20 protein-coding genes are annotated in these 23,005 nt (G+C 73.1%); 12 read left to right on the forward strand and 8 right to left on the reverse strand.

What is annotated here, in order from left to right; translation table 11 throughout:
* Both ACWEPX_RS30730 and ACWEPX_RS30735 read right to left on the reverse strand, forming a co-directional pair.
* Entirely contained in the window at positions 1–423 is a 423-nt protein-coding gene (locus ACWEPX_RS30730) for a roadblock/LC7 domain-containing protein (RefSeq protein WP_189208627.1), read from the reverse strand.
* Entirely contained in the window at positions 420–3,377 is a 2,958-nt protein-coding gene (locus ACWEPX_RS30735; RefSeq protein WP_451900764.1) for a nitrate- and nitrite sensing domain-containing protein, read from the reverse strand. The genes ACWEPX_RS30730 and ACWEPX_RS30735 overlap by 4 nt, the downstream gene beginning before the upstream one ends.
* Before the next feature lie 617 nt (positions 3,378–3,994).
* Here ACWEPX_RS30735 and ACWEPX_RS30740 point away from each other — a divergent pair.
* From ACWEPX_RS30740 to ACWEPX_RS30755, 4 genes are all read left to right on the forward strand, one after another.
* Positions 3,995–5,023, forward strand: a complete 1,029-nt coding sequence (locus ACWEPX_RS30740) for an ABC transporter substrate-binding protein (protein ID WP_451900765.1) — start codon at positions 3,995–3,997, stop codon at positions 5,021–5,023.
* A 62-nt stretch (positions 5,024–5,085) separates the two neighbouring features.
* The gene (locus tag ACWEPX_RS30745) at positions 5,086–5,844 is read left to right on the forward strand and encodes an ABC transporter permease (protein WP_451900766.1); all 759 of its coding nucleotides are present in this window, start codon (positions 5,086–5,088) and stop codon (positions 5,842–5,844) included.
* Positions 5,841–6,623: an ABC transporter permease gene (locus tag ACWEPX_RS30750; RefSeq protein ID WP_451900767.1), complete on the forward strand. Its 783-nt coding sequence runs from the start codon at positions 5,841–5,843 to the stop codon at positions 6,621–6,623. The genes ACWEPX_RS30745 and ACWEPX_RS30750 overlap by 4 nt, the downstream gene beginning before the upstream one ends.
* Before the next feature lies 1 nt (position 6,624).
* Entirely contained in the window at positions 6,625–7,401 is a 777-nt protein-coding gene (locus ACWEPX_RS30755; protein ID WP_451900768.1) for an ABC transporter ATP-binding protein, read from the forward strand.
* Between the two features lie 39 nt (positions 7,402–7,440).
* On the opposite strand, the gene ACWEPX_RS30760 is transcribed toward ACWEPX_RS30755, so the two are convergent.
* The gene (locus ACWEPX_RS30760; protein ID WP_451900769.1) at positions 7,441–7,959 is read right to left on the reverse strand and encodes an LppU/SCO3897 family protein; all 519 of its coding nucleotides are present in this window, start codon (positions 7,957–7,959) and stop codon (positions 7,441–7,443) included.
* 64 nt (positions 7,960–8,023) lie between these two features.
* Here ACWEPX_RS30760 and ACWEPX_RS30765 point away from each other — a divergent pair, with 64 nt between their 5' ends.
* Entirely contained in the window at positions 8,024–9,682 is a 1,659-nt protein-coding gene (locus ACWEPX_RS30765) for a DNA repair helicase XPB (RefSeq protein ID WP_451900770.1), read from the forward strand.
* Here the strand turns inward: ACWEPX_RS30765 and ACWEPX_RS30770 are convergent.
* The 4 genes from ACWEPX_RS30770 to ACWEPX_RS30785 form a co-directional block, all read right to left on the reverse strand.
* Positions 9,656–10,465 (reverse strand): serine hydrolase domain-containing protein, encoded by an 810-nt coding sequence (locus tag ACWEPX_RS30770; protein ID WP_451900771.1) that lies wholly within the window; start codon positions 10,463–10,465, stop codon positions 9,656–9,658. The two genes, ACWEPX_RS30765 and ACWEPX_RS30770, sit on opposite strands and share 27 nt — an antisense overlap.
* Positions 10,466–10,559: 94 nt before the next feature.
* A complete protein-coding gene (groL, locus tag ACWEPX_RS30775; RefSeq protein ID WP_451900772.1) occupies positions 10,560–12,185 on the reverse strand; it encodes a chaperonin GroEL in 1,626 nt (541 codons plus the stop codon).
* Between the two features lie 168 nt (positions 12,186–12,353).
* Entirely contained in the window at positions 12,354–13,574 is a 1,221-nt protein-coding gene (locus ACWEPX_RS30780; RefSeq protein WP_451900773.1) for a serine/threonine-protein kinase, read from the reverse strand.
* Between the two features lie 17 nt (positions 13,575–13,591).
* Entirely contained in the window at positions 13,592–14,206 is a 615-nt protein-coding gene (locus tag ACWEPX_RS30785; RefSeq protein ID WP_451900774.1) for an AIM24 family protein, read from the reverse strand.
* Between the two features lie 62 nt (positions 14,207–14,268).
* Between ACWEPX_RS30785 and moeA the strand changes: the two genes are divergently transcribed.
* The 4 genes from moeA to ACWEPX_RS30805 all read left to right on the forward strand — a co-directional run bounded on the left by moeA (position 14,269) and on the right by ACWEPX_RS30805 (position 19,528).
* The gene (gene moeA, locus ACWEPX_RS30790; RefSeq protein ID WP_451900775.1) at positions 14,269–15,447 is read left to right on the forward strand and encodes a molybdopterin molybdotransferase MoeA; all 1,179 of its coding nucleotides are present in this window, start codon (positions 14,269–14,271) and stop codon (positions 15,445–15,447) included.
* Positions 15,448–15,617: 170 nt separating this feature from the next.
* A complete protein-coding gene (locus ACWEPX_RS30795; protein WP_451900776.1) occupies positions 15,618–16,322 on the forward strand; it encodes a phosphatidylserine decarboxylase in 705 nt (234 codons plus the stop codon).
* On the forward strand, positions 16,322–17,272 hold the full coding sequence (gene pssA / locus ACWEPX_RS30800; protein WP_451900777.1) for a CDP-diacylglycerol--serine O-phosphatidyltransferase: 951 nt from the start codon (positions 16,322–16,324) through the stop codon (positions 17,270–17,272). The genes ACWEPX_RS30795 and pssA overlap by 1 nt, the downstream gene beginning before the upstream one ends.
* Before the next feature lie 9 nt (positions 17,273–17,281).
* A complete protein-coding gene (locus ACWEPX_RS30805) occupies positions 17,282–19,528 on the forward strand; it encodes an AAA family ATPase (protein WP_451900778.1) in 2,247 nt (748 codons plus the stop codon).
* Here ACWEPX_RS30805 and ACWEPX_RS30810 read toward each other — a convergent pair.
* Positions 19,525–20,094: a peptide deformylase gene (locus tag ACWEPX_RS30810; protein WP_451900779.1), complete on the reverse strand. Its 570-nt coding sequence runs from the start codon at positions 20,092–20,094 to the stop codon at positions 19,525–19,527. The genes ACWEPX_RS30805 and ACWEPX_RS30810 overlap by 4 nt on opposite strands.
* Before the next feature lie 112 nt (positions 20,095–20,206).
* Between ACWEPX_RS30810 and ACWEPX_RS30815 the strand changes: the two genes are divergently transcribed.
* The 3 genes from ACWEPX_RS30815 to ACWEPX_RS30825 all read left to right on the forward strand — a co-directional run bounded on the left by ACWEPX_RS30815 (position 20,207) and on the right by ACWEPX_RS30825 (position 22,857).
* Positions 20,207–20,479 (forward strand): DUF3263 domain-containing protein, encoded by a 273-nt coding sequence (locus tag ACWEPX_RS30815; RefSeq protein WP_451900780.1) that lies wholly within the window; start codon positions 20,207–20,209, stop codon positions 20,477–20,479.
* Complete coding sequence (locus tag ACWEPX_RS30820; RefSeq protein WP_451900781.1) at positions 20,476–21,111, forward strand: LytR C-terminal domain-containing protein; 636 nt, start codon at positions 20,476–20,478, stop codon at positions 21,109–21,111. Before ACWEPX_RS30815 ends, ACWEPX_RS30820 begins: the two co-directional genes overlap by 4 nt.
* A 93-nt stretch (positions 21,112–21,204) precedes the next feature.
* Entirely contained in the window at positions 21,205–22,857 is a 1,653-nt protein-coding gene (locus tag ACWEPX_RS30825) for a choice-of-anchor A family protein (protein ID WP_451900782.1), read from the forward strand.
* The last annotated feature ends 148 nt before the right edge of the window (positions 22,858–23,005 follow it).

Raw genomic sequence — 23,005 nt, forward strand, 5'->3', positions numbered from 1 at the left:
TCACCTGCGCTGCGTGCCCTGGAGCTGCGCCCGCAGCTCCGGCGTCATCTGCTGGCCGACCCGCTCGACGAGCAGCGTCATCTCGTAGGCGACCAGGCCGATGTCGCAGTTGGGCGCGGCCAGCACGGCCAGGCACGAGCCGTCGGAGATGGACATCAGGAACAGGTAGCCGCGGTCCATCTCCACGACGGTCTGGTTGACCCCGCCCGCCTCGAAGCAGCGGGCGGCGCCCTGGGTGAGGCTGACCAGCCCGGACGCCACCGCGGACAGCTGCTCGGCGCGGTCGCGGGGCAGGCCCTGCGAGCTGGCCAGCAGCAGGCCGTCGGCGGAGACGACCACGGCGTGGGCCACGCCGGGCACCTGGCGGACGAAATCAGTGATGAGCCACCCGAAACTGCCGGGCTGCTGTGCGGACGCGGTCACTCCTGCTCCTCGTCTCGGCGGCTCTCCTCGGAACCGTTCTGGTCACCAGCGTAGGCGTCGATGAGGGCGTGTCGACCTCGGCGCACCCCCTGCTGGAAGCTGGACATCCGGCCGCGGATCGCGTCGGCCGTGCGCGGCGGCAGCGCGGGCGCGAGCGGGTGCTCGGCCGTGCTGGCCGACGCCGGGGTCTCGCGCGGGGCTGCCGACCCGGGGACCAGGTGCTGCTTGGGCACCCGCTTGGGCAGCCCGGCGCTGGTGCTGGTCGTCTCCGGCGGCGAGTCCAGCAGCGCGCGGGCGCGCCGCCAGCCGTCGTCGGCGGGCGAGGTCCAGCCGGTCTCCTGCGGGGCGGGCTCGGCCGCGGCCGGGGCCGGGGCCGGGGCGCCCTCCTCGTCGACCTTGTCCTGCGCGCCGGTCTCCCCCGCCTCGAACCACTGGGAGAGCACGGCCTCGTAGATCGGCAGCCGCTCGGTCGGCGCGTCCACGACCCGCTCGACGGGCTTCATGAACGCCGTGGCGATGCCGTTGCCGCTGTGCTCGGCCTGGGCGGGCTCGGCGGGCTCGGGCTCGGCGGCCAGCGGGGCGCCGAAGAGCGCGTGCGCCTCCTCGGTGTCCACCAGGTGGCCGTTGAGCCGGGCCCGGATCTCCTCCGGCGAGGCGGGCGGGCCCCAGCCGCCGGTGTCGTCGGGCTCGCCGCCGACCTGGAACGGCGGCAGCGCGGCGACCTCCTCGGCCGGGCGGTCGACCTGGGACTCGCTGAGGAAGCCGCCCTCGGTGCGCACCCGCGGGGTGCTGCCGGTGAAGGCCCCCGCGATGCCGCTGGCCCGGGCGGCGGTCTCGTCGGCCGCCGGGGGCAGCGGGAAGCCGCCGGAGGGGGTCAGCGGCGAGCCCGCCGAGGACATCGAGCCGGTCATCGATCCCGGCATGGACGGCATGGACGGCTGGGAGGGCATCGACGGCAGCGACAGCGCGGCCGTGGGCTGCGCGGCGGCCGGGCTGGCGTGCACCAGCGCGGCGGGCACGGTGATCCGGGCGATCAGGCCGCCCTCGATGTCCTCGTTCTCCCGCAGCCTGACCTTGATGTCGTGGCGCTTGGCCAGCCGGGCGACCACGTAGAGGCCCATCCGCCTGGTCACGGCGACGTCGAGGTCCGGCGGGTCGGCCAGGCGCAGGTTGGCGGCCTCGATCTCGTCGGCCGACATGCCCACGCCGGAGTCGGTGATCTGGACGGCCAGCTCCTTCTTGCGGGTGACGGCCATCCGGACGTAGACCTTCTTGTCCGGCTCGGAGAACGACGTGGCGTTGTCCAGCAGCTCGGCGATCAGGTGCACCAGGTCGGAGACCGCGCGGCCCTGCACCGAGATGTCCGGGGCGGAGAGCACCTCGATGCGGGCGTACTGCTCGACCTCGGAGACCGCGGCGCCGACGACCTCGGCGGCGGGCACCGGGCGGGAGAGCTGGCGGGACAGGCCGGAGCCGGAGAGCACCAGCAGCGACTCGGAGTTGCGCCGCATGCGGGTGGCCAGGTGGTCCAGCTCGAACAGCGAGGCGAGCTGGTCGGGGTCCTGCTCGTCCTGCTCCAGCCGGTCGATCAGGGCGAGCTGGCGCTCGACCAGCGTCTGCGACCGGCGGGACAGGTTGACGAAGATCGAGTTGATGTTGTCGCGCAGCAGCGCCTGCTCGGTCGCCATCCGGACCGCCTGGTCGTGCACCGCGTCGAAGGAGCGGGCCAGCTGGCCGGTCTCCTCCCGGGTGAACACCGGCACCGGCTCGACGGCGTTCTTGGCCGCCTCGACCGGGTCGGGGTCGGCGAGGATGCGCTGGACCGTCTCCGGCAGGCGCCGGTTGGCCACGTCCAGGGCGTCGCGGCGCAGCACGCGCAGCGGGACCAGCAGCGAGCGGGCGACCACGAAGGTCACGGCCATCGCGGCCAGCACCGCCAGCAGCACGATCACCGCGTCGCGCCAGGCGTTGGCCAGCGCGTCGTCGGCGGCGTCCTCCGCGGCCTTGCCCAGCTTCGTCAGCAGCGTGGTCTCGACCTTGCGCAGCGCCTCGCTGGCCTCCCGCGCGGACCCGGCCAGCTCGTTGATGTCCAGCTGCAGCGGCAGGCCGCGCTCGGCGCGGCTGATCGCGGTCAGCTTGATCCGCTCGCGGATGTCGACCTCGGCGCCGGTGTAGGTGTCGGCGAAGAACTGCGCCTCGGCGGTCTCGGCGTTGGCCCGGAAGTTGTCGATCGAGGCCACGAAGCTGGCGTCGGCGGCGCGGGCCTGGTCGAGGAAGCCGGGCGGGAAGGCGTCGCGCCGGGCGGCGATGGTCAGCGCGGCGTTCTGCTGGTTGAGGAACTCCTTGGCCTCGACGATGGCCAGCGAGGCCGCGCCGAGCCGGGAGATCTCCGACTGCACCAGCGACGAGGTGAACTCCGCGCCCGCGCCCAGCACCGAGCTGAGCAGGGTCGAGTAGGAGCGGTAGACACCCACGTCGGGGTAGTCGCTGTCGATGGCCGCCTGCCGGACCGAGTCGATGGCCTCCAGCTGGTCGCGCAGGCCCACCAGCAGGTCGCCGCGGTCGGTGGAGACGTTGGCCGCGGCCTGCTTGAGCCGGGTCAGCGAGGCGTTGGTCTTCTGGATCTGGCCGTTCATCGGGCCGCTGTCGCCCGTGCGGCCGCGGGCGACGTAGTCGACGACGAGGGTCCGCTCGTACTGCAGCTCGTGCACGAGGGCCACCACGTCGAGGGTCGAGGTCACCGCCTTGGCGGCGTCGTCGAAGGTCTGGGCCCGCTCCAGCTCCGAGCTCGCGCGCAGCAGGCCGAGCGCGATCGCGGTCAGGACCGGGACCAGCAGGACCGCGATCAGCTTGGTGCGCAACCGCCAGTTGCGCAGCTTCCAGCGCGAGCCGCCTTCGACGGTCTTGCGGGCAGGCAGCCGGGGCGTCTGCGCGCCCGTCTCTACCTCGGACACGGCAGCACCACCGTCTTTCCCTTGGCCTGCGTCGACCCCATCTGGGTCGTCGGGCACTGCATGCGCACTCCCTGCATCTGAGCCGTGCCCGTTACTCGGTGTCCAGCTCGAACCGGTCAATCCATGCGGACGCCCCCGACGCTCCATGATGCAGCACGCCCCCGGGCCACCTCGGACCGACGTGGCATGCGCGCATCAAGACCGCTCCTACCGCTACAGCTGGGTCTGCACCCGCACTGTGGGCACAGAAGGTAGCGAAGTCTAGGCCACGATGTAACCCTTCCAGGGCATCATCACACCCCGTATCAGGTAGTTAGCGTCGGCAACATCCTCAGCGGGTGATCCAAAAGGCGATATTCCGACGTAGGCGTTGCGCCAAATGGGGCGATTGTGAACGTCCGTTCACTCAATTGGTCACGGTCGGTAAACCCCAGGTCAGCAGCACGGCGTAATTGCGCCAAGTGGGGCAACGACATCCCCTGATTCAGTGAGAGAGTTCACCGGGTGGAGAGTGGTGCGCACTCATTGTGACAACGGTGCTAAGTCTCTAGAGTGCCACCTGGTGCCAGGGGGGCCCACAACCTCGACAATTGCCAACCTCCTACGAGGAGAGCTTCATGCTCCGAAGCGTTACCAGGCGGACTGCCCGCGTCCGCCTGCCGATCGCGGCCCTGGCCGTGGCGCTGGCCGCCACCCTCACCGGCTGCGGCCTGCTGGGCGGGGACGACGACGGCGGCACCGCCAACCCCGGGCCGGGCGGGCTGGAGAAGACCAAGATCAAGGTGGGCACCATCCCGGTCGTCGACATCGCCCCGCTGCACTACGCGATCGACAACGGCTACTTCAAGGAAGAGGGCCTGGAGGTCGAGACGGTCGTGGTCAAGAGCGGCCACGAAGCCCTCCAGGGCATCATGAGCGGCTCGCTGGACATCAGCTTCTCGACCTACGCGGCCACCTTCACCGCGCAGAGCAAGCGGATGGCCGACTTCAAGGTCGTGGCCGACGGCCTGGCCGCCAAGCCCAACCACCTGATGGTCGTGGCGACCCCGAACTCCTCGGTCAAGCGCGCCGACCAGCTGCCCGGCAAGAAGATCGCCATCACCGCCAAGAACACCTTCACCGACCTCGCGCCGATGGCCGTGATGAACGTCCAGGGCATCGACTACTCCGAGATCGAGTGGGTGCCGATGGGCCTGAGCGCCATGCTGCCCGCGATGCTCGACGGCTCCGTCGACGCCGCCGTGGTCGTCGAGCCCTGGGTGACCAAGGCGATGAAGGAGGCAGGCGCGGTCCCGGTGATGGACGCGGCCTCCGGCCCGACCGCCGAGCTGCCCATGTCCGGCTACATCGCCGTCGGCGGCCCCGGCAAGTTCGCCACCACCAGCCCGAACACCATCGCCGCCTTCCAGCGCGCGCTGGCCCGGGCCCAGGGCGAGGCGACCGACCGGGCCAAGATGGAGCCGATGTTCGTCAAGTACGCCCAGATCGATGAGAACACCGCGCGGCTGGTGACGATCGCGACGTACTCCACGACCCTGGAGGCCAACCGCCTGCAGCGCGTGGCCAACCTGCTGGAGCAGTTCGGCGCGATCAAGGGCAAGCTCGACGTCGCCCCCATGATCGTCAGCACCCCGACGAGCGGCTGAGTCTGGAGGTGGGCCCCGGGGCGCGCGCCCCGGGGCCGCGCGTTGTGAGGCGAACCCGCCGAATGCCCGCCGGACTGGTCGGGGTGGCCGGGCTGTTCGCCGTCTGGGAGACGGCCAGCCGCACCGAACTGGTTCCGAGCAACTACCTCGTCCCGCCGAGCGTCGTGCTGCCCACCATGGTCTCCATGCTGGGCGACGCCGAGTTCCTCCGCGCGGTGGTCGCCACCGTGCTGGCCGCGCTGATCGCCCTGGCGGTCGCCGTGGCCGTCGCCGTGCCCGCCGGGCTGGTGCTGGGCAGCGTCCCGGCCGTGCGGCGGGCCACCATGGCGCTGGTGGAGTTCCTGCGGCCGATCCCGTCGGTCGCGCTGATCCCGCTGGCCATGATGACCTTCGGCACCGGGCCGGACACCAAGATCATCCTCGCGGTCTACGCCGCGGTCTGGCCGATCCTGTTCAACACCATCTACGCCCTCGACGAGCTGGACCCGCTGCACGTCGAGACCGCCCGCGCCTTCGGCACCAGCCGCGTCGGCGTGCTGACCAGGGTCGCGCTGCCCAGCGCCGCCCCGTTCGTGCTCACCGGGGTGCGCCTGTCCGCGGCGATGGCGCTGGCCGTCGTCGTCGGCACCGAGCTGCTCAGCGGCGGCACGGTGGGCATCGGCCAGCACATCATGGTCGCCGAGAGCTCCGGGTCCCACATGGACGTGGTGCTGGCCGGGACCGTCCTGGCCGGACTGCTGGGCTACGCGGCCAACGCGGGCCTGGAGCGGCTGCACCGGCGGCTGTTCTCGTGGAGCGCGCCCAAGGGGGTCGACCAGTGACGCTGCTGTCCCGGATCACCCAGAACTGGGCGGTCTTCCTGGTCGCCGTCGCCGGGTGGGAGCTGCTCACCCGGCTGGCCGCCAGCCCGTTCTTCCCGTCGCCGTCGCAGATCGCCCCCACCATGCTGGAGCAGTGGTTCTCCGCGGCGTTCGTCGACCACATGGTCCCCGGCATCGGGCGGATGCTGGCCGGGTGGGCCATCGCGGCGGTGCTCGGGATCGCGCTGGGCATCCTGCTCGGCCGCTCGGCGCGCGCGATCGCCTACCTGGGACCGATCTTCAACTTCATGCGGTCGATCCCGCCGCCGCTGCTGGTGCCGTTCTTCGTCGCCGCGGTGGGGGTGACCGACATGCAGCTGCCGACGATCGTCTTCGGCGCGCTGTGGCCGGTGCTGCTCAACACCATCGACGGCGCCAGCGGCGTCGACGCGACCAAGGTGGACACCGCCAAGGTGTTCCGGCTCTCCCCCGCCCAGTGGACGCTGGGCGTCGTGCTGCCCGCCGCGCTGCCCAAGGTGTTCGCCGGGCTGCGGCTGAGCTTGTCCATCGCGGTGGTCGTCATGGTCGTCTCCGAGCTGGTCGGCTCGGTCAACGGCATCGGCTACCTGCTCGTGCAGGCCCAGCAGCTCTACGACCTGGAAGACATGTGGGCGTGGGTGGTGACCCTCGGGGTGCTGGGCTACGTGTTCAACACCCTGCTGCTGGCCGCGGAGCGGCGCGCCCTCGCCTGGCAACCCCGGCACTCCCTCGAAGCCCACGCGCTGGCTACTGGAGGATGATGTGACCCCCATGCTCGACGTCGCCGACCTCGGACACACCTACCAGGCCAAGGACGGGGCGCACACCGCCATCTCCGGGCTGTCGTTCACCGTGGCCGAAGGCGAGCTGCTCTGCGTGGTCGGCCCGTCCGGCTGCGGGAAGTCGACGCTGCTGCGGACGATCTCCGGGCTCATCCGGCCCACCGAGGGGTCGGTGCGCCTGCACGGCACCCCGGTGGACGGCGTGCCCGCGGACCTGGCCGTGGTGTTCCAGGACTACAGCCGGTCGCTGTTCCCGTGGCTGTCGGTGCAGCGGAACGTGGAGTTCCCGCTGCGCGGCCTGCCCAGGGCAGAGCGGCAGGAGCGGGCCAAGGAGGCGCTGGCGGCCGTCGGGCTGTCCGCGGCGGCCCGCAAGCACCCCTGGCAGCTCTCCGGCGGCATGCAGCAGCGCGTCGCCATCGCCAGGGCGCTGGCCTACCGGCCCGCGCTGCTGCTGATGGACGAGCCGTTCGCCTCGGTGGACGCGCAGACCCGGTTCGAGCTGGAGGACCTGCTGCTGCGGGTGCGGCGCGAGCAGGAGACCACCGTCCTGCTGGTCACCCACGACATCGACGAGAGCGTCTACCTGGGCGACCGGGTGCTGGTGCTGTCGAAGTCCCCGGCGACCGCCGTGGCCGCGCTGGACGTGCCGCTGGGCGCCGAGCGCGACCAGATCGCGACCCGGGCCAGCGACGAGTTCGTCGACCTGCGGGCCCGGGTGGCGGGGCTGCTGCAGGCCAAGGAGCCGGTCGAGGCGTGACGGAGCGGGCCCGGGGCGACCCGGGCCTGCTCCCCGGCCTCAGACGCCGGGCGTCTCAATGCAGAACACGACCGGTGGCTCCGGGTAGCCCAGGCCGTTGCCGTCCGGGCAGCCCGACGGGTCGACCGTGCCCTCGATGACCTCGGAGATCCGGATGGCCTCGGCCGAGGAGCAGTCGGCGACGACGAAGGCGCTGTTGGCGTCGTCGGGGTCGTAGCAGTTTCCCGCGACGAAGTTGGGCATCAGGCAGAGCAGCTCCGAGCTGGTGCGCACCTCCCGGTAGGCGCCCTCGGGGCAGCCGTCGTCGCCCAGGGCCCGGGTGGACGCCAGCTTGAAGGTCGCGTCCGACGAATCGCAGTCGACCTGCTCGGCCTTGGCCGTGTCGTCCGGGCCCGCCACCGCCACGCACGGGCCGCTGGCGCTGCTGCCCCCCGGCTGCACCGCCAGCCAGACGCCGACGCCCGCGGCGGCCAGGACCACCGCGGCGAGCACCGCGACGACCGCCACCGGCAGCCCGAACACCTTCCTGGCCTGCCGATTCGTCCCCGGATCCGTCATCTCGCCTCCGCGCTCGTGGTACGGACGGGTGGGGACGGTACCGGACTCTGCGACACTGGACGGCGTGACCGACGGACCGCTGATCGTGCAGTCGGACAAGACGCTCCTGCTGGAGGTCGACCACCCCCTGTCCGACGACGCGCGGACGGCCATCGCGCCGTTCGCCGAGCTGGAGCGCGCGCCCGAGCACGTGCACACCTACCGGGTGACCCCGCTGGCGCTGTGGAACGCCCGCGCCGCGGGCCACGACGCCGAGCAGGTCGTGCACGCGCTGACGACCTACTCCCGCTACCCGGTCCCGCAGCCGCTGCTGATCGACGTCGTGGACACGATGGCCCGGTTCGGGCGGCTCACCCTGCACAACCACCCCGCGCACGGCCTGGTGATGTCCACCACGGACCGGGCGGTGCTGGAGGAGGTGCTGCGGCACAAGAAGATCGCCCCGATGCTGGGCGCGCGCATCGATCCCGACACGGTCGTGGTGCACCCCAGCGAGCGCGGCAGGCTCAAGCAGGTGCTGCTCAAGGTCGGCTGGCCCGCCGAGGACCTCGCGGGCTACGTCGACGGCGAGGCCCACCCCATCGACCTGCAGGAGGACGGCTGGGCGCTGCGCGACTACCAGCGGCAGGCGGCCGGGGCGTTCTGGGACGGCGGCTCCGGGGTGGTCGTCCTGCCCTGCGGGGCGGGCAAGACGCTGGTCGGCGCGGCCGCGATGGCGCACGCGAAGGCCACGACCCTGATCCTGGTGACCAACACCGTCGCGGGCAGGCAGTGGAAGCGCGAGCTGGTCGCCCGCACGTCGCTGACCGAGGACGAGATCGGCGAGTACTCCGGCGAGCGCAAGGAGATCCGCCCGGTCACGATCGCCACCTACCAGGTCATCACCCGCAAGTCCAAGGGCGAGTACCGGCACCTGGAGCTGTTCGACTCCCGCGACTGGGGCCTGGTGATCTACGACGAGGTGCACCTGCTGCCCGCGCCCGTGTTCCGGATGACCGCCGACCTGCAGTCCCGCCGCCGCCTGGGCCTGACCGCGACGCTGGTGCGCGAGGACGGCCGCGAGGGCGACGTGTTCTCCCTCATCGGCCCCAAGCGCTACGACGTGCCCTGGCGCGACATCGAGTCCCAGGGCTGGATCGCGCCCGCCGAGTGCACCGAGGTGCGCGTCACCCTGACCGACCGCGAGCGGCTGGAGTACGCCACGGCCGAGCCGGAGGAGCGCTACAAGCTGTGCGCGACCGCCCGGACGAAGATCCCGGTCGTCCGGTCCATTTTGGACCGCCACCCGGACGAGCCGGCCCTGGTGATCGGCGCCTACCTCGAACAGCTGGAGGAGCTGGGCACGGCGCTGGACTGCCCGGTCATCCAGGGCTCGACCCGCAACGCCGAGCGCGAGCAGCTCTTCGACGCCTTCCGCTCCGGCGAGCTGCCCCGGCTGGTGGTGTCCAAAGTGGCCAACTTCTCCATCGACCTGCCCGAGGCGTCGGTGGCGATCCAGGTGTCGGGCACCTTCGGCTCCCGGCAGGAGGAGGCCCAGCGCCTGGGCCGCCTGCTGCGGCCCAAGACCGACGGCAGGCAGGCCCACTTCTACTCGGTGGTCTCCCGCGACACCCTCGACACCGACTACGCCGCGCACCGCCAGCGGTTCCTGGCCGAGCAGGGCTACGCCTACCGCATCTGCGACGCCGACGACCTACTAGGCCCCCTGCCCGAGATCGGCTAGCACCGCGTCGGTGAAGGGCGTCCACGCCTCGACGGCCCATTCGCCGAAGTCGCGGTCGGTCAGGACGACGCACGCGGCCCCGGCGTCCGGGTCGACCCAGACGAAGGTCCCCGACTGTCCGAAGTGGCCGAACGTGCGCGGCGAGCTGCCGCGCCCGGTCCAGTGCGGCGACTTCGCCCCGCGGATCTCGAAGCCCAGGCCCCAGTCGTTGGGCTTCTGCATCCCGTACCCGGGGAGCACGCCGTTGAGCCCCGGGAAGGCCACGGCGGTGGCCTCGGGCAGGGTGCTGGTCAGCGTCGGGTTCTGCAGCTCGGCCACGAACTTGATGAGGTCGTCCGCGGTGGACACCGCCCCGGCCCCGGCGCTGCCCACCAGCCGGGTGCCCGCCATGCCCAGCGGGCCGAACACCCCTTCGCGCAGGTAGTCCGCGAAGTCGATGCCGGTCGCCTTCGCCAGGTGCTCGGCGAGCACGGTGAAGCCGGTGTTGGAGTAGATCCGGCGCGTCCCCGGCTGCGCCTGGATGGCGTCGGAGTCGAACGCCAGCCCGGAGGTGTGCGCGGCGAGGTGCCGGACGGTCGCGGGCCCCGCGGGGTCGTCCCACTCGACCGCCCCCTCCTCGACGGCCAGCAGCACCCCGTAGGCGCTCAGCAGCTTGGTGACCGAGGCGAGCCGGAACTCCCGCCCGAGGTCCCCGTGGGTCCCCCGGACCGCGCCGTCCCGCGTCACCACCGCGGCAGCGACGTTGTCGACCGGCCACTCGCGCAGCAGACGCAGACTGTCCATAACCACCAGCCTAGAGCCACCCGAACCGGCCCCTGAAACGGCGAAGGCCCGGTCCCCCGCGAAGGGGACCGGGCCTCCTGGCAGCTATCGGCTATCAGAAGTCCATGCCGCCGGTCGGGTCACCGCCACCCGGAGCGGCCGAGGCCTTCTCCGGCTTGTCGGCGACGACCGCCTCGGTGGTCAGGAACAGCGCCGCGATGGAGGCGGCGTTCTGCAGCGCGGAGCGGGTCACCTTGGTCGGGTCCAGCACGCCCGCCTTGACCAGGTCCTCGTAGTCACCGGTGGCGGCGTTGAGGCCGTGCCCGGCGGGGAGGTTCTTCACCTTCTCCACGACGACGCCGCCCTCGAGACCGCTGTTGATCGCGATCTGCTTGAGCGGGGCCTCGACGGCGACCTTGACGATGTTGGCGCCGGTCGCCTCGTCGCCCTCCAGGCGCAGGCCCTCGAAGGCGGTCTTGGACGCCTGCAGCAGGGCGACGCCGCCACCGGCGACGATGCCCTCCTCGACGGCGGCCTTGGCGTTGCGCACCGCGTCCTCGATGCGGTGCTTGCGCTCCTTGAGCTCGACCTCGGTCGCGGCACCGGCCTTGATGACCGCCACGCCACCGGCCAGCTTGGCCAGGCGCTCCTGCAGCTTCTCGCGGTCGTAGTCGGAGTCGGACTTGTCGATCTCGGCGCGGATCTGGTTGACCCGGCCCTCGATCTGCTCGGCGTCGCCGGAGCCCTCGACGATGGTGGTCTCGTCCTTGGTCACCACGACCTTGCGGGCGCGGCCCAGCAGCGAGATGTCGGCGTTGTCGAGCTTGAGGCCCACGTCCTCGCTGATGACCTGGCCGCCGGTGAGGATGGCCATGTCCTGCAGCATCGCCTTGCGGCGGTCGCCGAAGCCCGGAGCCTTGACGGCGACGGACTTGAAGGTGCCGCGGATCTTGTTGACCACCAGGGTCGCCAGGGCCTCGCCCTCGACGTCCTCGGCGATGATCAGCAGCGGCTTGCCTGCCTGCATGACCTTCTCCAGCAGCGGGAGCAGGTCCTTGACCGAGGAGATCTTCGAGCCGAACAGCAGGATGTACGGGTCCTCCAGGACCGCTTCCTGGCGCTCGGGGTCGGTCACGAAGTAACCGGAGATGTAGCCCTTGTCGAAGCGCATGCCCTCGGTGAGCTCCAGCTCCATGCCGAGCGCGTTGCTCTCCTCGACGGTGATGACGCCTTCCTTGCCGACCTTGTCCAGCGCCTCGGCGATCAGCTCGCCGATGGTGGTGTCGCCAGCGGAGATCGACGCGGTCGCCGCGATCTGCTCCTTGGTCTCGACCTCGGAGGCGCTCTTGTGCAGCTGCTCGATCACGGCCTCGACGGCCTGCTCGATGCCGCGCTTGAGCGACAGCGGGTCGGCACCGGCGGCCACGTTGCGCAGGCCCTCGCGGACCAGCGCCTGGGCGAGCACGGTGGCGGTGGTGGTGCCGTCACCGGCGACGTCGTCGGTCTTCTTGGCGACCTCTTTGACGAGCTCGGCCCCGATCTTCTCCCACGGGTCCTCGAGCTCGATCTCCTTGGCGATCGACACGCCATCGTTGGTGATGGTCGGCGCGCCCCACTTCTTCTCGAGCACGACGTTGCGGCCACGGGGGCCGAGCGTCACCTTGACGGCGTCGGCGAGGGTGTTCAGGCCGCGCTCGAGGCCGCGGCGCGCTTCCTCGTCAAACGCGATCAACTTGGCCATTGCGGTGTAGTCCTCCGTCGGGTGGAAACACGAGTGGCCAGGCTCGGTGCCCGCGACGGACGACAGGCGATCGGCCTGCCTCACCGTCCCGACCTCATTGGCACTCGATGAGCCCGAGTGCCAATGTCGTGTTTAGCACTCTCCGACGGCGAGTGCAAGCGACGCGGCTCAGCGCGTGGGGGTGACGATGGTGATGCTGGGCAGCCCGGCCCGGGTGGTCGTGGTCGGGTCTGCGGACTCGCCACCGGGGCCGACCTGGATCGACGGGGGAGTCGTCGGGGCTGGTCCTGGGTCGGTGCCGCCGCTGTTGGCGGTGAGGATCAGCACGACCGCGACGATGACCCCGATGGCGATCGCGCCGACGGCCACCGGGGCGACCCAGCGGGCGCGGCTCTTCTCCGGGCGGAAGGCCGACGCGCCGATCGGCGCGGGCGGGCGCAGCCGGACCGGGTCGGCCGGGCGCTGCGGCGGGCGGGGCGGGGGCTGCGGGGCGCGCGCAGGCGGCTGCGGCGGCCGGGGCCCGGCCGGGCGGCGGCCCGGCGGGACCGCCGAGGCGGCGGCCGCGCCCAGCGCCTGGCGGGCCGCGGCGACGAGCTCGCGGCAGTTGCCGTAGCGCTGCGCCGGGTTCTTGGCCATGCCGCGGCGGATCACCTCGTCGATCGCCTGCGGCAGCACCACCTGGTCGGTCGCGGCGGGCGCGTCGCGGTGCAGGTGGCCCTGGATCACGTCGGGCACCTGCCCGGTGAACGGCGGGCGCCCGGTCAGGCAGGCGAAGAGCACGCACGCCAGCGAGTAGGCGTCGGTGCGCCCGTCGACCGGCTCGCCGCGCAGGTGCTCGGGGGCGGCGTAGGTCGGCGAGCCGAGGAAGTCCCCGCCGCGGGTGCGGTGGCCGGTCGCGCCGCGCCTGGTCAGCCCGAAGTCGGCGAGGTAGACGTGCTCTGCGGTCGACTCCCGGGCGGTCACCAGCACGTTCGCAGGCTTGACGTCCAGGTGCACCAGGCCGCGGTCGTGCAGGTTGTCCAGCGCCTCGGCGACCTGGGCGAGCAGGGCCAGGGTGCGCTGCGGGGACATCGGGCCGTCGGCGATCAGGCTGGCCATGTCCGAGCCGTCGACCAGCCGCATGGCGATGTAGAGCAGGCCGTCGACCTCGCCGAAGTCGTAGAGCGGAACGACGTTGGCGTGGTCGATGGCGGAGGTGTTGCGGGCCTCGTCGACGAAGCGCTCGCGGAACTCCGGGTCGGCGGTCAGGTGCTCGGCGATCACCTTCAGCGCCACCTTGCGCCCCAGCCGGACGTCGGTGGCGCGGTACATCACGCTCATACCGCCCTTGCCGAGCACCCCGTCGATGCGGTAGTGCCCCAGGCGCCGCCCGGTGAGATCCTCCGACACGTCCGGCAGCGTAACGGTCAACGCCCGGCCGGTGGGCGCGGCCTGCGGGTTTGCACCAGCACCTGCCCCGGGCCCGCGAGGTCGAGCAGCAGGCCCTCGCCGGTGCGCAGGCTCTGCGGCCCGGACGGGTCGACCGCGCGCAGCCGGACCTGCGTGCCGTCGGCGTAGGCGAGCAGGTGGGCCGGGTCGACCGTCACCGCCTCGCCGGGGTCCAGCGCGATCGTGTCCAGCGCGCCGCAGCAGGCCAGCACGGTCGCGCCGATGCCGGTGACGTGCTCGAGGAAGCCGTGCTCGACGCCGAAGAGCGGGTGGAAGCCCGCCCAGCCGGGGTCGGCGCGCAGCGTCATGGGCAGGGCGAGCCGGGCGCCGCGGGCCACGCACCAGCCGGTCTTGCCGTCGAGCTCCAGCACGTGGGCGTCGCCGGGGTGGGCGGGGGCGAGGTCGACCCAGCCGCCCTCGGCGGGCGCGGTGAACACCGCGGGGCGGGTCCGGCCCCGGCCGCGGCCGGAGTCGATGAGCACGCCGTAGCTGGTGGCGACCATCGCGGCGTAGTCGGCCTGGACGGCCTCGCCGGGCGCGAGCACCAGCCGCGCCACCGCGAACGTCGGCGTGTGCCGGGTGCGGACCTGCATCGTCTTCCCTCCCCCGAGCGGATGCGCGGTGGAGTCTCGCACGCGGGCAAGATGGGCCTGTGATGTGGAGCGCTCCGGACTACCGCGACCGCGTGGCCGCCCTCGTGCCGCCGCTGCCGGTGCGGCGGCTGCCGCTGGCCGACTGCCTCGGGCTGGTGCTGGCCGAGGACGTGGTCGCCGGGGTGTCGCTGCCGCCGTTCGACAACTCCGCGATGGACGGCTACGCCGTGCGCGCCGCCGACCTCGGCGATGAGACGTCCCTGCCGGTGGCCGACGACATCCCCGCGGGCCGCACCGACGTGCGCCCGCTGGCCCCCGGGACCGCGCACCGGATCATGACCGGCGCCCCGATGCCGCCCGGCGCGGACGCGGTGGTGCAGGTGGAGCTGACCGACGGCGGCACCGAGGTGGTGGCCATCCGCGGCCGGGTCGAGCCGGGCAAGCACGTGCGGCGCGCCGGTGAGGAAGTGGTCGCCGGGAGCGTCGTGCTCAAGGCGGGCGTGGTGCTGGGCTCGGCGCGGCTGGGGCTGGCCGCCGCGGTCGGGCTGGGCGAGCTGCCCGTGCGCAGGCGGCCGCGGGTCGTGGTGCTCTCGACCGGGACCGAGCTGACCCCGCCGGGCGAGCCGCTGGCCCCCGGGCGCATCTACGAGTCCAACAGCGTGCTGCTGGCGGCGGCGGTGCGCGAGATCGGCGGCGAGGCGGTGGTGTCGCGGTTCGTGCCCGACGACGTGCCCGCGTTCCTGGCCGCCGTCGAGCGCCACGCCGACGCCGACCTGCTGATCACCTCGGGCGGGGTGAGCGCGGGCGCCTACGAGGTGGTCAAGGACGCCCTGGCCGGGCGCGGCGTGGAGTTCGTCAGGGTGGCCATGCAGCCCGGCGGCCCGCAGGGGTCGGGCCGGGTCGACGGGCTGGCGGTGGTGGCGTTGCCGGGCAACCCGGTGAGCGCGGCGCTGTCGTTCGAGCTGTTCGTGCGCCCGGCGCTGCTGGCGGCGATGGGCCACCCCGCCGTGGACCGGCCGCGGGCGCGGGCGCGCACCACCGAGGCGCTGCGCTCGCCTGCCGGGAAGGTGCAGTACCGGCGGGGCAGGCACGACGCGGGCGTGGTCGCCGTGGTCCCGGTCGGCGGCCCCGGATCCCACCTGCTGGCCTCCTTCGCCGAGTCCAACTGCCTGATCGAACTGCCCGTGGGCGTGGCCGAGGTCCCCGCGGGCGGGGAGGTCGACCTCGTCCTGCTGGACTGAGGCGTCCACATGCTGGTCCGCGTGCGTGATCCGGTTGTTCGCCGAGCGTAGGATCGAGTTCGCCTTCCGGGCACCGCGTGCGACGTCGGGGGCGCACGCGATGTCCGGGGGCCCGCTGGCGTAGCGTGTTCGGCAAACCCGGTCGAGACGTTGGGGACACCACGCATCCGATGAGCGCCGCACCTGACAAGCCCGGCGCGCTGGCCCACGCGGTCGCGCTGACCAAGAGCATCATCCCGCCCCTGCACCCCGCTGGCAGGCCGTTCGTCGCGGGCGGGGCGCTGGCCGCGCTGCTGGTCCGGGCCAAGTCCCGCCGCGCTGGCGTGCTGGCCGGGCTGCTGACGGCCTGGCTGGCCTGGTTCTTCCGGGAGCCCAAGCGGGTCACCCCGAAGCGCCCCGGCATCGCCGTGGCCCCGGCCGACGGCACCGTCTCCCACGTGGTCGAGGCCGTCCCGCCCGCCGAGCTGGGCCTGGGCCCCGCCCCGATGCTGCGGGTCAGCGTCTTCCTGTCGGTCTTCGACGTGCACGTGCAGCGCACCCCCGCCACCGGCCAGGTGGTCAGCGCGGTGCACGTGCCCGGCAAGTTCCTCTCCGCCGACCTCGACGAGGCCAGCGAGGTCAACGAGCGCACCAGCGTCCACCTGCGCACCGACGACGGGCACGACCTCGTGGTCGTGCAGATCGCGGGCCTGGTCGCGCGCCGCATCATCTGCTCGGTCGCCGACGGCGACAAGGTGCTCGCGGGCCAGACCTACGGGCTGATCCGCTTCGGCTCCCGGGTCGACCTCTACGTCCCCGCGGGCAGCCGGGTGCTGGTCGAGCCGGGGCAGCGCACCATCGGCGGGGAGACCGTCCTCGCCGAACTGGCCTCCTGATGGCCCCCGCCGGGCCGGGCGTGCGCCTGCTGCCCAACGCGATCACCGTGCTCGCGGTGTGCGCGGGCCTCTCGGCGGTGCACTTCGCGCTCAACGCCCAGCCCGCGGGCGCCATCGCCGCGATCGCGGTGGCCGCGGTGCTCGACAGCCTCGACGGCCGCATCGCGCGCCTGCTCGACGCGACCAGCAAGATGGGCGCGGAGCTGGACTCGCTGGCCGACGCGATCTCCTTCGGCGTCGCCCCCGCCCTGGTGCTCTACGTCTGGAAGTTCGACAGCGCCAACCGCTTCGGCTGGGTCATCGCGCTGATCTTCGCCGTGTGCATGATCCTGCGCCTGGCCCGCTTCAACACCCTGCTCGACGACGCCGAGCAGCCGCCGTACGCCAAGGAGTTCTTCGTCGGGGTGCCCGCCCCGGCAGGCGGGCTGCTGGCGCTGCTGCCGCTGATCCTGGCCATCCAGGTCGGCGGGGACGACCAGTGGTGGCAGTCCGAGGCCGTGGTCAGCGTCTGGATGGTCGGGGTATCGGCGCTGCTGATCAGCCGCATCCCCACGATGTCGCTGAAGACGGTCCGGGTGCCCGCCCGCGCCGTCGCCCCGCTGCTGGTGGGCGTGGGCCTGCTGGCCGCCGCGGTGATCACCTACCCGTGGCTGGCCCTGTCGGTGGCGCTGGTGCTGTACCTGCTGCACATCCCCTACGCGGTGCGCCGCAAGCAGTGGCTGGCCAAGCACCCCGAGGCGTGGGACGTGCCCGCGCGCGAGCGCCGGGCCATCCGCCGCGCCCACGGCAGGCGGCTGGGCCTGCGGCCGCCGGGCTTCGGCAAGGTGGCGGGCGCGGCCAAGCGCGCCGTGGGCAGGCGCGGCGAGCGCATGCGCGAGACCACCGCGCCGATGGGCCGCTCGTGGCGGCGCACCGGCCTCCGGCGCACGCAGCGCTCCCGGGAGCAATAGCCTGGGCGGGTGAGCCCGCAGATCACCTTGACCGTCCGGTTGTCCCCCTCCGCCATCGACAGCAGGCGCGGCGTCGTGCGCCTGCACCCCGAGGTGCTCGACGCCCTGGGGCTGCGGCCGTGGGACGGGGTGCGGCTGACCGGGGCCCGGGTCAGCGCGGCGCTGGCCGCCGAGGCCGGGGTGGACGGACCGACCGGGGTGGTCCTGCTCGACGACATCACCATGTCCAACATCGGCGTGACCGAGGGCGGCGAGGTCGTTGTCTCGCCGGTCGAGGTCGCGCCCGCCCGGGCGGTCACCGTCGCCGGGTCGCGGCTGGCGGGCACGGCGCTGTCGCCGGAGACGGTCCGCGCCGCGCTGATGGGCAAGGTCCTGACCGTCGGCGACGCGGTGTCGCTGCTGCCGCAGGACCTGGCCCCGCCGCCGGGGGCCGACGTGGGCGCGGTGCGCGGCAAGCTGTCCCGGGCCATCGGCATGACGTGGACCAACGAGCTGCTGACGATCACCGCGACCGAGCCCGCTGGCGCGGTCACCGTGCACCCGACGACGGTCGTGGGCTGGCGCGACGGCGCCCGCACCGGGGAGCAGCGCGTCGCCGCCCCCGCGGTCCGCGCGGTGTCCGACGGCGCGCTGGTCGCCGGGGTGGCCGAGCCGGTGGCCGCCCCCGACGACGCGGTGGCCCCGACCGCGCCCGAGCCGATCCCGGTAGCCGACCTGGTGGGCGCCCAGGAGGCCGCGCGCACCCTCGGCGAGTGGTTCGAGCTGGCGTTCACCCGCCCCGAGCTGCTGGCCCGCCTCGGCGCGGCGGCCCGGCTGGGCGTGCTGGTCGCAGGCCCAGAGGGCGTCGGCAAGGCGACGCTGGTGCGGTCGGTGGCCCACGCCGCGGGCGCTCAGGTCGTGGAGCTGACCGCGCCGACGGTGGCCGTGCTGGAGCCCAACGCGGCGGCGGCCCGGGTCCGCTCGGCCATCGACGCCGCCCGCGGGTCGACGCCGTCGGTGCTGCTCATCACCGATGTCGACGCCCTGCTGCCCGCCGCGGACCAGCCGCCGGTCGCCCCGGTCGTGCTGGACGCGCTGCGCGCCGCGGTCGAGCACCCGCGGCTGGCGCTGGTGGCCACGACCGCGCACCCGGAGGGCGTCGACCGGCGGCTGCGCGGGCCCGACCTCATCGACCGGGAGCTGGCCGTGCCGCTGCCGGACGCCCGCGGGCGCACCGAGCTGCTGCGGGTGCTGCTCAGGGACGTCCCGGTGGAGTCCGATGTGGATTTCGGCGCGCTGGCCGGGCGCACCCCCGGCTTCGTCGCCGCCGACCTGATCGCCGTGCGCCGGGAGGCCGCGATCCGCGCCGCCCTGCGCGACCGGGCCGCCGACGAGCCGAAGGTCACCCAGGACGACCTGCTCGGCGCGGTGTCCTCGGTGCGGCCGACATCGATGTCGTCGAGCCTGAACACCGGCGGGATCACCCTCGACGACGTGGGCGACATGGCCGAGACCAAGCAGGCGCTGACCGAGGCCGTGCTCTGGCCGCTGCGCTACCCGGACTCCTTCGCCCGCCTCGGCGTCGCCCCGCCGCGCGGCGTGCTGCTCTACGGCCCGCCCGGCGGCGGCAAGACGTTCCTGCTGCGCGCCCTGGCGGGCACCGGCCAGCTCAACGTGTTCGCGGTCAAGGGCGCCGAGCTGATGGACAAGTGGGTCGGGGAGTCCGAGCGCGCCGTGCGCGACCTGTTCCGCCGCGCCGCCGACGCCGCCCCCGCCCTGATCTTCCTGGACGAGGTGGACGCGCTGGCCCCGCGGCGCGGCCAGTCGTCGGACTCGGGGGTGGCCGACCGGGTGGTGGCCGCCCTGCTGACCGAACTGGACGGTGTGGAGCCGCTGCGCGACGTCGTCGTGGTGGGCGCGACCAACCGCCCCGAGCTGGTCGACCCGGCCCTGCTGCGGCCGGGCAGGCTGGAGCGGCTGATCTACGTCCCGCCGCCGGACGCCGACGCGCGCGCGGCCATCCTGGCCGCGACCGCCCGCAACACCCCGCTGGCCGAGGACGTCGACCTGGCCGCCTACGCGGCCGAGCTGGCGGGCTACTCGGCCGCCGACTGCGCCGCGCTCGTGCGCGAGGCGGCGCTGACGGCGATGCGCGAGTCGCTGGACGCCAAGATCGTCACCGCCGACCACCTGGCCGCCGCCCGCGAGCGGGTGCGGCCGTCGCTGGACCCGGCGCAGCTGGCCGCACTGGAGGCGTACGCGGCCAGTCGCGGCTAGGCGAAGGGGTCGTCGCTGGTGGCCGGGTTCCAGGACAGCCCGGGGGTGCCCCACCGGTTGGCCTTGAGCATGCGCTTGGCGTCGCGGGCGTTGCGGCCGATCAGCCGGGTCAGGTAGAGGTGCCCGTCGAGGTGGTCGGTCTCGTGCTGGAGGCAGCGGGCGAAGAAGCCGGTGCCCTCGACCTCGATCGGGTTGCCGTCGACGTCCTGCCCGGTCACCTTCGCCCACGACGCGCGGCCGGTCGGGAACGCCTCGCCGGGCACCGACAGGCAGCCCTCCAGGTCCGCCTCCGGGTCCGGCATGCCCTCGGGGATCTCGCTGGTGGTGAGCACCGGGTTGACCACGTGCCCGACGTGGCGGACGCCCTCGTCGTCGGGGCAGTCGTAGACGAACACGCGCAGCCCGATCCCGATCTGGTTGGCCGCGAGGCCGACGCCCCGCGCGGCGGCCATCGTCTCGAACATGTCGTCGACGAGGGTCTTCAGCTCGGCGTCGAACGACTCGACCGGCTTGGTCGGCTGGTGCAGCACCGGCTCGCCTGCGATCAGGATCGGGTGAACTGTCATACCCGCAGGGTAGAAGGAGAAGACCCGGACGCGCCGGGGGATGTGGCGATCAACCGGGGCGCTCACGTGGTGTAATGGCCGCACGCGCCAGCGAGTCGCCCGCGAGGAGCAGATGGACGCCGCCGAAGTGCCCGCCGAGACCCCCGGTCTCAGCGACCGGGACCGAGCTTTCCTCGCCTTCGAGCGCCAGTGGTGGAAGACCGCGGGCGCCAAGGACAAGGCCATCCGGGAGACCTTCGGCCTCTCCAGCACCCGCTACTACCAGCTGCTCAACGCGCTGATCGAGACGCAGGCGGCGCTGGCGGAGGACCCGATGCTGGTCAAGCGGCTGCGCAGGCTGCGAGCGACCCGACGCGCCCGACGGCTGGGAATGGAGCCCCGATGACCACCGAACCGATGCGCCCGGCCCGGATCGCCGGGCTGGCGCTGCTCGGCGTGGCCGCCGTGGCCACCGTCCTGGGCGTCGTCACGCTGCTCGGCGGCAACGGGGAGCCCAGCGCGGGGCAGACCAGCATCACCCTGCCCGCGGGCGCCACGACCACCCCGCCCGGGGCCAGCTCGGACATCGCGGGGCCCCCGCCGGGCACCGGGACCGCGCCCACCACGACCCCGGCCGCGGGCACGTCGACCACGAGCGAGCCCACCGCCATGCCCACCGCCCCCGGCACCGGCCCCGCCCCGGGCGGCCCCGGCGGCTCCGACGGCGGCCCGTCCTATCAGGACATCCCCGTCCGGGTGTACAACAACAGCACGATCACCGGCCTCGCCGACCGCGCCGCCGCCGAGATCAAGGCCGCTGGCTGGAACGTCGTCGACGTCGACAACCACCAGGGCCTGGTCCCGGAGACCACCGTCTACTTCCGCCCGGGAACGCCGGAAGAGGCCGCCGCCAAGGAGTTGGCGCGGGCCTTCGGCATCCGCGCGCTACCGCGCTTCGAGGGCATCCAGGACGCCAGCCCCGGGCTGATCGTGATCATCACCAAGGAGTGGGCCGAGCGCGGCGGCCAGAAGCGCTGAGCCGCGCGACTGCTCTTTTTGGACTAGCCTCCTACTCCGTTGGCCTCATGCCGTCCATCGGAGGAGCAAATGCGGAATGTGCGGGGGACGGCCGTGGCTATCGCGGCCGGTGTGACCGCGGGCGCGGTCGTGGTGGGGATCGCCTGGACGGGTGCGGCGATGGCCGCCCAACTGCCGGGCGGCCTCGGCCCGTGCGTGCCCGGGGACTGCCCCGATCCGTTCCCACCGGTGAGCAACGGCCCCTTCGCCGGGCGGGACAACGCGATCAACATCTTCGTCGGCGGCGACATGCTCGTCCGCGACAGCGCCGCCGAGGCCGAGGGCCGCACGGTGGTGCTCGGCTCCTTCGACCAGAACAAGGCCGCGGGGGTGTCCAACCGCTACAACATCGGCGTCGTGGGCGTCGGCTCCCGCGTCCCACCACCCAATGGGGCGGATTTCCTGACCACGGGCGGCGACGTCACGATCGCCCCCGGCCAGGTCCTCGACGCGGTCGGCGACTCCCCGCCCGGCGGGGTGGTCCGGCACGCGGGCACGGCCACCGGCACGATCGTCGGCACCGTCGTCCAGGACGATGGCGCCGCCGCCCCGTACACCGCGCTGCGGGCGGAGCTGACCGCCGCCAGCAACTGCTACGCCCGCCCCGACGGCACCGAGCTGCGCACCCCGACCGGCACCGCCGTCAACGAGGGCTACCGCACGCTCTTCACCGGCGACGGCACCTCGGCCCTGCAGGTCTTCAACGTCGACTTCGACATCGCCACCGCCTCCGGCGGCGCCCAGGCGGTCGAGTTCACCGGCATCCCCGCGGGCGCGACGGTCCTGGTCAACATCATCGGCGCCAACCGCACGATCAACACCTTCTCCGGCACCCTCGACGACAACGACCCCCTCAACCAGCTCCGCGACCGCCTCCTCTGGAACCTCCCGGACGCCTCCACCGCCCTGTTCACCGGCGGAGCCCAGTTCCAGGGCAGCATCCTGGTCGGCAACCCGGCGAGCACCACCACGGTCACCATGCCGGGCACCAACGGGCGCTTCTTCACCACGGGCACGCTGATCCACGCCAGCGGACGGGGCGGCGGCACGGGCAACGAGATCCACGCCTACCCGTTCAACGGCGACCTCCCGGACTGCGCGCCTACGCCGACGACGACCACGACGACGGAACCGACGACCACGGAACCGACTACGACCGAGCCGACTACCACGACGACTGAGCCCACGACGACGACCACTGAGCCGACGACGACCACGACCGAGCCGACTACGACGACCACCGAGCCCACCACGACTGAGCCGACGACCACCGAACCGACCACGACCACCACTGAGCCGACGACCACAACGACGGAGCCCACCACCACCGAACCCACCACGACCACGACTGAACCCACGACCACTGAGCCGACCACGACAGAGCCGACCACCACCGAGCCCACGACCACCGAGCCGACCACCACTGAGCCGACGACGACCGGGCCGACGACTGAGCCGACGTCGACGGAGCCCACTTCGTCTACGACTGGGACTACGACCTCCGGGGCTACGACGAGCACGCCGGTGCATCCGACTCCGCCGACCTTCCCGACGCCGAGCAAGCCGGGGGACGTTCCTGGGCCGGGTGGGGGTGGGGATCTTCCCGACACCGGGTCGAACCTGCGGTGGATCACCGGGGTGGGGGCGTTGTTGGTGGCGGCTGGGGCTGCCTTGCTTGCCGTGTTGCGGAACCGGCGGGCTATGTGAGTGAGGTGGTCCCCTGGCGGTCTTGTGGCCGCCGGGGGCCGCTTCGTGGGGGGTGCGCGGGTTGCTTTGTGGGTCCGATGGGGTGAACTCGCATTCGCGGGGACCCCTAAGCGAAACGCCGCTTGGGCGTGAAGGCGGTGAAGGCGGG

The organism is Actinokineospora sp. NPDC004072 (assembly GCF_053604195.1).

Coding starts and splice junctions, on each gene's coding strand:
- pssA (WP_451900777.1), top strand. CDS start 16,322: ATGGCCCCCGCCGGGCCGGGCGTGCGCCTGCTGCCCAACGCGATCACC.
- ACWEPX_RS30810 (WP_451900779.1), bottom strand. CDS start 20,094: ATGACAGTTCACCCGATCCTGATCGCAGGCGAGCCGGTGCTGCACCAG.
- moeA (WP_451900775.1), top strand. CDS start 14,269: ATGTGGAGCGCTCCGGACTACCGCGACCGCGTGGCCGCCCTCGTGCCG.
- ACWEPX_RS30745 (WP_451900766.1), top strand. CDS start 5,086: ATGCCCGCCGGACTGGTCGGGGTGGCCGGGCTGTTCGCCGTCTGGGAG.
- ACWEPX_RS30820 (WP_451900781.1), top strand. CDS start 20,476: ATGACCACCGAACCGATGCGCCCGGCCCGGATCGCCGGGCTGGCGCTG.
- ACWEPX_RS30740 (WP_451900765.1), top strand. CDS start 3,995: ATGCTCCGAAGCGTTACCAGGCGGACTGCCCGCGTCCGCCTGCCGATC.
- ACWEPX_RS30795 (WP_451900776.1), top strand. CDS start 15,618: ATGAGCGCCGCACCTGACAAGCCCGGCGCGCTGGCCCACGCGGTCGCG.
- ACWEPX_RS30760 (WP_451900769.1), bottom strand. CDS start 7,959: ATGACGGATCCGGGGACGAATCGGCAGGCCAGGAAGGTGTTCGGGCTG.
- ACWEPX_RS30815 (WP_451900780.1), top strand. CDS start 20,207: ATGGACGCCGCCGAAGTGCCCGCCGAGACCCCCGGTCTCAGCGACCGG.
- ACWEPX_RS30785 (WP_451900774.1), bottom strand. CDS start 14,206: ATGCAGGTCCGCACCCGGCACACGCCGACGTTCGCGGTGGCGCGGCTG.
- ACWEPX_RS30770 (WP_451900771.1), bottom strand. CDS start 10,465: ATGGACAGTCTGCGTCTGCTGCGCGAGTGGCCGGTCGACAACGTCGCT.
- groL (WP_451900772.1), bottom strand. CDS start 12,185: ATGGCCAAGTTGATCGCGTTTGACGAGGAAGCGCGCCGCGGCCTCGAG.